Origin of the sequence: [Flexibacter] sp. ATCC 35208, assembly GCF_001975825.1 — a bacterium.
Taxonomy (GTDB): Bacteria; Bacteroidota; Bacteroidia; order Chitinophagales; family Chitinophagaceae; genus Chitinophaga.
The window spans coordinates 1-12,576 of sequence record NZ_MTKN01000005.1 but is presented as its reverse complement, the minus strand read 5'-3'; the positions used below and the strand labels follow the sequence as shown (position 1 = coordinate 12,576).

The window sequence follows — 12,576 nt, the reverse complement described above, 5'->3', positions numbered from 1 at the left end:
TATACACTTTAATAATTTTTCCTTGCAATGAATGACCCTTACATGGCACTTATCGTAGCTTTTGCATTTAACTTCACCCCCTATGGCGGATGGTTAGCTTGTAATGGAGCTTTGATTTCAATTGCCCAGAACACGGCATTATTCTCCCTTATCGGCACATTTTATGGAGGTGATGGCATGAGTACTTTTGCTGTTCCTGATTTGCGTGGCAGAATACCTGTAGGTATGGGAACCGGGCAGGGGCTTTCTAATTATGATATTGGACAAATGGGAGGAACAGAATTAATAACCCTTACGACCAATCAGATGCCTGCACATACACATACAACCACTCATACACTCACTGCGGCACCCAAGGCAAGTACAGGTGTAGCTACTACCAATGTACCTGGTTCGACTGTGGTGCCTGCTAAATTACCAACTTTAGGTGCAGGGTTAAACACATTTAATGTGAATGGGTATACTACTGCTTCCCCTGATGCTACGCTGGTACCTGGTGATGTTTCAGGAACGATTACAGTTATGGTTGCGGGAGGTAGCCAGCCATTTTCTATTATACAGCCTTACTTAGCGGTGAACTACTGTATTGCAACAGCTGGAATATTCCCTTCCCGTTCCTGATATGAAGCAATTGAATATTGGTTTTCTGACGCCGTATAGCGGTGTATATCCCTTTTATTCCGCACACCTGATTACCGGGTGGATGTTGGGAATGGGACTGGATCCTGCACGTCAGCGAATTTTACAGATCATGCCGGAGTTCACCAGAAGTGGTAGCCCGGCTACGACCACTGAGGCAGCTAAGAAATTATTGTTTTTTAATCAGACCGATGTCTTGTCAGGGTTGATCAGTTATAAATCTTTGTCCTCACTCATGCCGGTAGTTGAAGCACAGCGTAAGTTGGGTTTCTTCTTTGACATGGGTGAGCTCATTCCTGATCCTGCTACCATTAGTCCGGATATCTTTTATGCATCTCATCAGATATGGCAATCAGAATATGCACTGGGTCGCTGGGCACAAAAGCGTTTTGGTAATGCAGGGCATCTGGTAATGCCAGTTTATGAGGCCGGGTATCATCTTACAAATGCATTTCAACAGGGGGCATTCAATGCAGGTGCACAGGAGCTGAGGGTGACTGTATTACCCAATAGTCCTACAGATACCAATGCCATGGACCTCACTGGTTTTTTTGCGGAAATAGAGCGGAATCCTCCTCCTTATGTACATGCTATTTTTGGTGGGAATATGGGTACCCGTTTTCTGGCTGCATGGAAAGAAAGCCCCTTCAGTAAAACTATTCCATTGACAGTAGTGGAGACGATGGCCTACGAAGATATTCTGGATGATGTAAGGCACCTGGAACTGGAAATCTACAGTGCACTCACCTGGCTGAAAGAAGATGAGCGAAAAGAAAATAAACTGTTCGTAAAGACATTTGAGCGCAAAGCACAACAGCCTGCAAATATATATGGATTGATGGGTTATGAAGCAGGGTTGGTGTGGAAAGAATTGTTGCCCTATGCACAGAAAGGCGACTGGGACAAAGTAAAAGCACAACTACGCACGAACACGATCCGTGGCCCCAGGGGAGAGAAAGGTTTCCATCCTTCTACCGGATTAGGATTGCCTGTGTCCAACATTATAAAACTGAATACAACTTCCCAAAAGATAAATAAAATTATTCTTGACCAGGGCGAGGGAATTCGTCATGACGATGCCAGCTTACAGATCATTCATCAAGAGAATATCTCTGGCTGGCAGAACCCTTTTCTCTGTATTTAACAGGTTTATATGAAGCATACATTTACACGATGTATCAGGGTATTACTCCTGATCATTGTTGCTGTAACCGTCTGGCTGTCGGGTAAGGCACAGTATATCCTTTCCACACTGGAAACAGGCGGTTCTTACACAGCTGTTGCCAAAGATGCCAGTAATAATATTTATACCACCAGGCTGAATAGCGCTACAAATTTATATGATGTAGTGAAATTTACAAGCGGCACCGGCACTGGTACTGTGATCTATTCAGGCTTGAGTCATGGTACAGCTATCCAGGGTGATAAGCCATGGGGAATAGCTGTTAACGCCTTTGGCGATGTGTATGTGCTCAATTCTTTTGAGACAGGTACCGGCCAGATTATCAAACTGTCCGCGGGCTTGTATACACCAACAGTGGTACAATCCGGAAGATATTTTGCAGCTATTACAGTAGATATTTTTAACAACCTGTTGGCGATGGAGTATAATAGCTCTTCGGCCAAATTTGATATTGTGAGGTATACTTACGGCTTAGAAGCCTATAGTGGGACACGGCTTTTCGATGGTCTTTCGGTGCCTTCAGCAGGTACTTCTTATCCCTGGGGGCTGACAACAGACACACAGGGGAATATTTATTTTACAGACTTCATGGAAAGTCCAGTACAACCGGCTGGTGGTATTATAAAACTGACATATCCCTCTTATGCAGTATCTACGCTGGCTACGGGCAGGGAATTTTCTGCATTGGCCACAGATGCTGACAATAATTTGTATACAATTGAAGCAGTGAGAAAAGGTGTTGCTGCAGTAGTAAAATATACTGATCCTACAGCAATGGGTGTTATACTGGATTCATCTTTGACGATATCTGGGGTTACTTATCCTACAGGGTTAACTGTCAATAATAATGGTGTGGTGTATGCTGCAGATGGTTTTACGAGTGGAAATGGGCGCTTGATCAGATTGGGTATGCCTACAGTAGTAAGTGTGACGAAAAATGGGGGTTCACCAACCAATGCAACCACAGTTACCTTTATGGTGACATTTAGCACGGATGTATCGACCCCGGGAACAAATGCTTTTACCCTGACAACTACGGGTGTAACAGGGGCCGCAATAGCAGGAGTGTCAAAGGTAAACAATACAACATATAATGTAGTTGTATATACAGGTACCGGTGATGGTACGATCCGGTTGGATGTAAATGGCACAGGTATTACCCCTGCTATGTCAAATGTACCTTTTACCACCGGAGATGTGATGATTATCGATAAGACAGCGCCGGTTATTTCACTGGCTATTAATGGGGGAGCCGCTGTTACAAATTCTTTGAATGTAACATTGTCGGAAACAGCCACAGATGCAAATGCTGGCCTGCAAATGCGGTTCTCGGCAGATAGTAGTAATTGGAGTGCTTATGAGACATTTGCAGCGACTAAATCATATACGCTGGCAACAGGTGATGGTAATCAAAAAGTGTACATGCAGGTGAAAGATGCTGCCGGTAATGTAAGTGGTACAAGTGCTGCGATTAATCTCGATCAGACAGCACCGGTGGTTACTATTGTAACGGGTCCTTCGAACCCAACAAACAGTAATTCATCCACATTTACATTTACGGCAAATGAAGATGTAACTGGTTTTTCTGCCAGCATAGATGGAAGTCCTTTCCTGCCGGCTACATCTCCTTATACGATAAATGGGTTGAGTGATGGCCCTCATTCAGTAAGCGTGAGAGCAACAGATGTGGCAGGTAATTTAGGGCAGGCTGCTACTTATTCCTGGACGATAGACAATACAGCACCGACTATTCAGTCTGCACAATTCTCTGCAAATGCTACTTATCATATCGGGCAGGTAATCACGCTGTCATTGAATATGAGTGAAGTGGTGAATACTGACAATGCAGGAGATGTACCTTATGTGAATCTGACCATTGGTAGTGCCATTGTGAAGGCTGTATATGCATCAGGTGCAGGAACCAACAAATGGACATTTAATTATACCGTACAGGAAGGAGATCTGGATAATGACGGAATAGAAGCGGTATCTCCGCTGCAGGTGAATGGGAATTCGCTGACTGATGCCGCCGGGAATGTATTGAATATTACTTTTAGCAGTTCTGTAGCAGCTGGGGTTAAGGTAAATGGTATTCGTCCTACAGTGGTACTGACCACTTTGTTACCTGCTTTGGTGAATGGCACATTTACAGTAACAGCTAATTTTAGCGAAGCGGTAACAGGTTTAACAGCTACTGATATTACAGTAGTAAATGGGATAGCAATTGCTTTGTCTACAATAGATAATATTACTTACACATTTACGATCACCCCATCTGCCGATGGCAATGTAACAGTTAGTTTGCCAGTGGATGTAGCGGTGAACATCGGAAGTAATGGCAATAAAGTTTCCAATACGCTTGCCCTGTTGGCTGATATTACGGCCCCTGTTGTTAACAATGTCATTACGCCAGCTGATGGATATTATAAATCAGGTAGCATTTTAAACTTCACAGCGACATTTAGTGAAGTGGTGAATGTAACAGGTATGCCACATATCGCTATTACAATGGGTAGCAGTACGGTATATGCTGATTATATCAGTGGTACAGGTACTGACGAGTTGACATTCTCTTATACAGTTGTAGATGGCGATCAGGATCTGGATGGTATTGGAGTAGGTGCATTAAGTGGTGGTAGTATTAAAGATGCGGCTGGTAATGATGCGGTATTGACATTGAATGCACCTTCTACTGCCGATGTACTGGTAAATACGATAGCGCCTGTTATTACGCAGGTAACTGCGCCAGCTGATGGATATTATACTACAGGTCGCTTATTGCTCTACCAGGTAAGATTTAGTGACGCTGTGAATGTAAGGGGTACTCCACATATTGCTTTTACTATCGGTAACAGTACAGTATATGCTGATTATCTTATTGGTACAGGTACTACCATATTGTCCTTCACATATTTGGTGAAAGATGGCGATCAGGATCTGGATGGTATTGCAACAGGGGTATTAAGCGGTGGTAGTATTAAAGATGGTTTTGATAATGATGCGGTACTGACTTTCACAGCGCCTTCTACGACTGGTGTGTTAGTAAATACGATCCCACCAGTTATTTCACAGGTGAGTGTGCCGGCGAATGGTTATTATCATGCTGGTCAGACACTTGATTTCTCCGTTCAGTTTAACTTCGTGGTGGATGTAACAGGTACGCCGGTATTGCCGGTTACAATCGGTAGTACAACTGTGAATGCTGCTTACACTGGCGGAACAGGTACAAACACTTTGTCATTCAGCTATACCGTTCAGGATGGCGAAAATGACCTGGATGGTATTTCATTATCTGCGCTTACAGGTACCATTCAGGATTTATATACTAACAATGCTGACCTTACGTTGAATAATGCAGGTAGTACGACAGGTGTATATGTTTATACCGTACATCCAACCGTGACATTATCTACCACTGTTACAAACGTCAATGCGCCTTATACCGCTACCGCTACATTCAGCGAAGCAGTAACTGGTCTTTCAATCGCTGGCTTTACTGTTATTAACGGTGCCGCCAGCAACCTGCAAACAAGCGATAACATCACTTATACAGTAACGATCACCCCATCCGCAGATGGTAATGTAACAGTGACCCTGCCTGCAGATGTAGCAATGAACAAAGGATCAAATGGTAATACTGCTTCTAATACCATCTCTGTATTATCAGATATTACTGCTCCTGTCATCACCACCGGTCAGATATTCAGTATAGATGAATATAGTGCCGCAGGCACCACCGTGGGTACGATCAATGCTGTTGAAGCAACAGGCACGCTGCAAAACTGGACCATTACCAATGATCCTTCCGGTGCTTTTGCCATCAATGCTGCTACGGGCATGCTCTCTGTAAAAGATGAAGCTGCATTGAATGCCAACAACAATACAACCGTCACCCTGACTCTAACAGTGAGTGATGGTATGAATGTGAGCAATGCTGCCACAGTAGGCGTAAGTGTGGTATACGTACCATTACCGCCTACAGACATCAGCCTGGATAACCAGATCATTGTTGAAAACACACCTGTGGGAACACTCGTAGGTCACCTCTCTGGTGTAACAGCGGAACCTGATCCGGTATATACTTATACCTTAGTTGCAGGCACCCCTGACAATGCATTCTTCTCGATTTCAGGAAACCAGCTGTTGACCAGCGCCATACTGGATTATGCTGTGAGGAACACTTACAATGTCAGCATACGTGCTACACTGGCAAATGGTTTATACACTGAAAGATCCTTTACCATTCAGGTAGGTCAGGTAAACCAGGCACCGACACTGGACGCTATTGCTGATCAGGAAGTATGTGATATCCCAACTGTACAGACAGTTCAAACAACCGGGGCTTCTGCTGTAGAAGACGGGCAAACCCTGAGCTACACCGTAAGCGCTGACCAACTATTTTTTACTTCTCTGGCAATAAATGCAACTGGTCTGGTTACATACTACCTGCAACCAAACATCAGCGGTACAGTCAATGTAACCGTAACAGTGAAGGATAATGGTGGTACTGCCTATGGTGGTGTAGATACGCTGGTCAGCACATTTGCCATCAAGGTAAATGCATTGCCAACAGTCATCATCACAGCCGATCAGGATACCGTGATCTCCAGAGGAACAGCCATGAATCTCACTGCTACTGGCGGTGTCAGTTATGAATGGTCAAATGCCGGCGGTATTGTAGACGGTCAGCAAACAGCAACCCTGCAAATCAAGCCTGTAGAGAACACAGTATACACAGTGACGGTAACTGATAATAATGGTTGTATCAATGAAGGAGCGGTGACGATCACAGTAGTGAATGAATTTAAAATAGATGCGATCAACCTGCTTACGCCAAATGGCGATGGCAAGAATGATAAATGGATCATTAATGACCTGAGCCGTTATCCAAACAATGACCTGACTATTTATGACCGTACCGGTCGTGTTGTATATCATCAAAAGAATTACAGCAATGAATGGAATGGTACTTACAATGGTAGTCCGCTGGCAGAAGGCACTTATTATTATATCCTGAAAGCAGCCGGTTATAACACACCTGCTAAAGGCTTTATTACAATCATCAGGGACCAGCATTGATCCCATTAACAATTAGGTGATGAGCTTACAAAAGTATATATGCTTATTCTTACTTGGAGGTCTATGCATGGCCTATGAAAGTAAGGCACAGTCCTTAGGGAATTCTCAATCATTGCTGGAACCCTCCGGCACACAATATTTCCAGAACCAGTACCTGGCCAACCCGGCCATGGCTGGTCTGGAACAAGGCATGCGTCTCAATGCTGCCTATCGTCGTCAGTTGGGCGGTATGCCCGGTGCCCCGGTCACAGCCTTTGCCTCCGGCGATTGGCAGGTGAATAGCAGGGTAGGGGTAGGTGCACAGGTGATGAGCGATAAAGCTGGATTGATAGATCGTACCCGTGTTGCGATGACGTATGCCTATCGTATCCCATTAGGGTTAGAGGAGCAGCAGTTTCATTTTGGTTTATCTGCTGTTTGGAATGTACAACGTCTGGATGTAAAGGCAGTGAACGGTGATTCAAATGATCCTTCCATTAGTGGATTTAATCGCAGGGATAACTATTTTGAAGCGGAGTTTGGAATGGGATATACGGATAAGCACCTGAATGTACAGGCGGCATTACCAAATGTACGTAACCTGTTTACAGGGAATAACCTGGGGGCCGACGGCGGTGGCCTCTTCTTTACGGCGGTGTCTTATAAGTTCCTGCCAGGGAGTGATGAGGTCACATCTATTGAACCAAAACTGGTGTATAGAGGCGTGAAGGGATATGATAATATCCTGGATGCGGGTTTGAATGTCAGTTTCCTGAATAATGTGGCGAATATAATGGCGATGTATCATTCATCCAAAAGTTTGACGGCGGGAATAGGTGTAAAAGCATGGCAAATGGTGTCGGTACAGGCGATGTATACAACGCAGACGGGAGGGATAAAGACTTATGTAGATGGCGCCTTTGAGATAGGCGCAACGGTACAGCTCTTTAAGTAACTATAATGCCGGTTCCGAAAGGAACCGGCATTTCAATAAAAAGGGGTTAAGCATCCATATTCTATAGTTCTTTATTGATCAGTATTTTCTTTGTATGTATTTCACCATCGTTGTCTGTTAATTTCAAAATAAACATGCCCCTCAGTGCTACTGGAATATTAATACGATATTCATCTCCTTTGGTAAATAATTTCTGATATAGCAATTGTCCCTCCAAATTCGTAAGCGTAGCAGCCCGGACAACTTTATCAGTATAATTACCCATTTTATGTTTTAGATCAAAATACAATACGTCACTTACCGGGTTTGGATAAGCTGATACTTCAATCATGTCTGCTTCCTGCCGGAAAGATTGAATAGCCAAAATTGAAGGCTGGCAACTCATCATTCTTTCTAATTTTGACTGAGTGTGTAATCGAAGAATATTCATTTACTGCGGAAGTGAGGGAACCGGGTCGTTATTACAATAAAAATATAGGTGGATGTCAGAAGTTCTTTTTAATGCTAAATGTCATAGATTATGGTCCAACAGATTTTTGCGCATAGGTATATTTTCCCCGGATTTCTTTTTGATCTGCATGCAACTCTGAAACTTCTTCCATCCCCCAAATATATGATGTAAAATACTGATGGCTATGAACCCCTGATTCTTATCGCTCAATTGGCAATTTCCATATTTAGATTTATTTTGTATAACTCATTATTTGACTAATTTTGCTTTTACCAATTTAGTCTATCGTTAACTACTTGTTTCCCTTATATTTTAACGCGAACATATAAACGTTTCCTTATGTAATTAATTTACTTTACTTGTTAATGGACAATACCAACCCTGATAGAGCTGTATTATAGATCATAATACTGAGCCTTTACCTATTTTATTACCAACTGTTTAATACAGGTTGAAGAATCATTGTTTTATATTAATTCTCCTCATGATGAGGGGCCTGAATACTTATGCACAGTTGCAACGCAGTACCACCCTTCCCGGCGCTCCCGGTAAAGGCACTATTGTTGTTTTTCCCCGCGGCATAAGACAATCCTCAGGACAAGTCTCTTATCTGCTTGCAGCGGATACAGGGAATAATATACGCATGATCCCCGTATTCCCCGACAAACTTTATGATACTGGAGTATGGCATCAACCACCCCACAAACCTTTCCTGGTAGTACATGGCAATGTGATGTATGATTATTACTACCAGGGGAAAATTGATACGCCATATCAGCAGAAAGATGTGTATCAGCATACCTTGTCTACATGGATGGATCTTACAATCCGCGATCAATATCCTGTTCATGTCGCCTTTTCTACTACACAAGGTAACTCATCACTGTTCCGTAACATCACAGGATTTAGTATACAATATACCAACCGTGACTTTCGTAACCTGTTAATTCAAAAACTAAAGAACTGGGATGTATCCCGTATCAAACAATTAAAGGAATTAATGGATGAGAAAGCCCTGCTGGATGCAAAGGAAAAAGAACTCAGCCAGTTGAAAAGCTGGTTATCTTCTCCGGCTGTTTTACAACGACTGGTGGAAGCAAAGGAAAAAGAATTATATGGTAAACACAATGATTCTTTGTCAGGAATTCCTGTTATCCCATCTATACCCAATATTAATTTACGCTACAAGGCTGGTATCAGAGAGCCTTGTAGTAATAGACTACTCTCCGATACCAGTATTGAATCGCAATATACTGCCAGGCAACAACAGCTTGACAGTCTGCAAAAAAGATGGCAGCAAATGGATAGTAGTTATCATGCGCATCAGTTACAGGTAGGGAATTTAAAAGGTGATATGGTGCAAAAGATATCAACTAGCCGGAATAATGCTGAACTCTCCGCACAATTAAATAGTATGAATCTTCCGGATTCCGTTCTGCCCAAAGGCTATAAAACATTGCTGGCGATTCGTAAGCTTTCAATAGGTCGTGCCCTTGCTGATTATTCTGAACTCACCGCCAAATCCATCAGTATCCAGGGTATACAGGTTGAGTATAACCCCAGATATTACGTGGCATTTGCAGCAGGTACGATTGACTACCGTTTCCGGAATTATGTGGTATACAATGGCTCGCCTGGTCAATACCTTACTATGATCAGAGGTGGCTATGGAATGAAAGAAGGGAATCACCTTTATGTTTCTTTTTTCAGAGGAAAGAAACAACTCTATAATCAGCGTACCGGTACAGACAGTACCACGCCTGATTATAATATAATGGGGATGGCTGTAGAAAGCCGTTGGCAGATCAGTAAGAACGTTTACGTGACGGGGGAAGTAGCAAAATCATCGCTACCTTATTACCAGATTACTGATGATGATACTAAAGTCAGAAGCATGCTGAGGTTTAGTGAACATCGCAACCTGGCGTATTCATTATCTGCCAATGGTTTGATCACTAAAACCCACACAAAACTGACAGGTGTATACAAGGTATTGGGGGCCGGTTTCCAGTCTTTTAGTTTATATACCACAGGCGCTAAACAAATCGCCTGGTCTGTACGTGTGGATCAGCCTTTCTTTAAAAAGAAGTTGATGATCACTGCATCCGTGCGTCGTAATGATTATAACACCACTTACCAACAGGCTAACTATCAGAGTAACACTATTTACAAAACCATCCAGGCTACATTGAATATTAAACATTACCCTGTATTCAGCCTGGGTTATTACCCCAGCTCTCAGCTCACAAAGCTGAGCGACGGTTCCTATATCGAGAATACCTTCTATACCATGGTAGGCACTGTCAGCCACTTCTACAAAATAAAACGAATCATGATGAATACCCTGCTCTCATATACCAGGTTTTATAATAAGATGGATGACAGTAGTTATGTCTATTACAATACAAATAGCATACTTCTCAACCATACGATGTTCCTCGGGCGCTTTACTGTACAAAGCACCGGTTCTGCTGCCATGAATGGGGAATACGATCTATACGGTGCAAATGGCAGTGTACAGTTCAAAGCATTTAAATGGCTGGAAATAGGAGGAGGATTGAAGTATAGTTATCAATCTGTGTATGACCTCAGTAAAGTAGGATATACAGGCAATTTCAGGGTGATGATTCGCTACCTGGGACAATTGGAAATGATGGCAGACAAAGGATTTATTCCCGGCACAGAAAAGAAGCTGGTTTCAAATAATACAGGAAGGCTCACCTATACAAAAACCTTTTAAATGAAAAGCTACATCATTATAGCATTATTATGGCTATCCATTCAGACCAATGCACAGGTCAGTATGACGGTGCAGTTACCCCCGACAGGCGTACTACAAAAAGCGCAGTTATGGAATATCCTGTTGGTATCGGCATCTTCTTCCATGAATGTGTTTATTGAATTACGTGTCACAGATGCAGAAACGAATCAACCGGTATTAACAGGGGTATCCCGTTCTATTTTGCTGAATAAAGGAGCAAAACAGCTACAGGCAGGCGATGTCTCTCCTGTAACCTATGAATATCTTTCTGTTGCGGCAGATAGGAATGCAAATGGTCTGCTCACTGCCGGGAATTATATTGCCTGTTACAGTTTATTCCAGGAATCAGGCGAAGTGAATACTCTGCTGGCAGAAGATTGTTTACCCTTCACTGTAGAGCCGGTAAGTCCACCATTATTAAATAGTCCTGCAGATGAAAGTGTCGTGGAAGGCAACCTGCCACAGTTTACCTGGTTGCCTCCGACACCTATCACCATCTATAGTGACCTGAATTATACATTTACCATCGTTGAACTACACACAGGGCAATCTGCTGCTGAAGCCATACAAGCAAATATCCCTGTATACCGGAGTGTGTACTATAAAGATTTGTTCCTGAACTATCCGGTATCAGCAGTAGCACTGGATACTTCTAAAACATATGCCTGGACGGTGACGGCAAACAATGGAAATACTTTCTCTGCACAAACAGATGTCTGGACATTTAAAATCAAACCTGTTACTACTGATACTGTAGCGGCTGTGAAATATGCATATGTACAATTGAAAAAGGAAATAGATGGTTCTGCCATTACCTGTTCAGGTGCATTTCAATGTGGTTACACAAATGATGCAAATGATAGCACCGTTATTTATGAAATTGTTTCCCTCAATGCTTCCCAGAAGATTGTAAAAACAGGTACGCTCTCCGTTAAGCCAGGTATGAACCTGTTAGAAGTTGATTTTGGTAGTGATAAAAATATTTCCAGTGGACAATCATACCTGTTCCGGCTGCAAAATAGACGTCGTGAAAAATGGCAGATGAAATTCTATTATCAAAAAAAGTGAAGAAATGAGACGAATAATTCTATTGATAATAATGGCTATCTGTTACTGCCCCGTATGTGCACAGGATACTGCTGCGATTGCCAAAGTCATGCAGTTGGTACGACAGGTGCAGGACAGGATTATTACAGTTCCCACAAGCTATTATATCCTGTATACTTATGCGAATGAACATACACCAGCAATCTTGCTGGATAGTATGCGGGGTACTGTTGAAATAGATGGGACTAACTACCACAGTATATTGGATAGCACAGAAACCATCCACAATAGCAAGTACAATATCGTCCTCTTCAAAGAGGATAAGGTCATGTATCTCGCCAGCAGTACACCAGGTGAAGTAAGTACGAACCCCATGCAACAGATGCTGGCATTTCTTGACAGTGCTCACAATAGTACCTGCTTATTTAGCAGGAATAAAAGTCAGGTGAAGGTGTTTATCAATTTTCCCTCCGGGGGTACCT

8 protein-coding genes are annotated in these 12,576 nt (G+C 42.8%); 7 read left to right on the top strand and 1 reads right to left on the bottom strand.

Going from position 1 to position 12,576, the window contains the following annotated elements:
• Positions 1–27: 27 nt before the first annotated feature.
• From BW716_RS05035 to BW716_RS05020, 4 genes are all read left to right on the top strand, one after another.
• On the top strand, positions 28–621 hold the full coding sequence (locus BW716_RS05035; protein ID WP_083721436.1) for a phage tail protein: 594 nt from the start codon (positions 28–30) through the stop codon (positions 619–621).
• A 1-nt stretch (position 622) separates the two neighbouring features.
• Positions 623–1,783 (top strand): ABC transporter substrate-binding protein, encoded by a 1,161-nt coding sequence (locus BW716_RS05030; RefSeq protein WP_083721435.1) that lies wholly within the window; start codon positions 623–625, stop codon positions 1,781–1,783.
• Positions 1,784–1,792: 9 nt separating this feature from the next.
• Entirely contained in the window at positions 1,793–6,901 is a 5,109-nt protein-coding gene (locus BW716_RS05025) for a gliding motility-associated C-terminal domain-containing protein (RefSeq protein ID WP_083721434.1), read from the top strand.
• A gap of 67 nt (positions 6,902–6,968) precedes the next feature.
• Entirely contained in the window at positions 6,969–7,835 is an 867-nt protein-coding gene (locus tag BW716_RS05020) for a PorP/SprF family type IX secretion system membrane protein (RefSeq protein ID WP_179090999.1), read from the top strand.
• Positions 7,836–7,896: 61 nt separating this feature from the next.
• Here the strand turns inward: BW716_RS05020 and BW716_RS05015 are convergent, their stop codons facing one another.
• On the bottom strand, positions 7,897–8,223 hold the full coding sequence (locus tag BW716_RS05015) for a T9SS type A sorting domain-containing protein (protein WP_179090998.1): 327 nt from the start codon (positions 8,221–8,223) through the stop codon (positions 7,897–7,899).
• Positions 8,224–8,770: 547 nt separating this feature from the next.
• Here BW716_RS05015 and BW716_RS05010 point away from each other — a divergent pair.
• The 3 genes from BW716_RS05010 to BW716_RS05000 form a co-directional block, all read left to right on the top strand.
• The gene (locus tag BW716_RS05010) at positions 8,771–11,026 is read left to right on the top strand and encodes a hypothetical protein (protein ID WP_143708724.1); all 2,256 of its coding nucleotides are present in this window, start codon (positions 8,771–8,773) and stop codon (positions 11,024–11,026) included.
• The gene (locus BW716_RS05005; RefSeq protein WP_083721430.1) at positions 11,027–12,115 is read left to right on the top strand and encodes a hypothetical protein; all 1,089 of its coding nucleotides are present in this window, start codon (positions 11,027–11,029) and stop codon (positions 12,113–12,115) included.
• A gap of 4 nt (positions 12,116–12,119) precedes the next feature.
• A partial coding sequence (locus BW716_RS05000) for a hypothetical protein (protein ID WP_143708723.1) occupies positions 12,120–12,576 on the top strand: 457 nt, incomplete at its 3' end.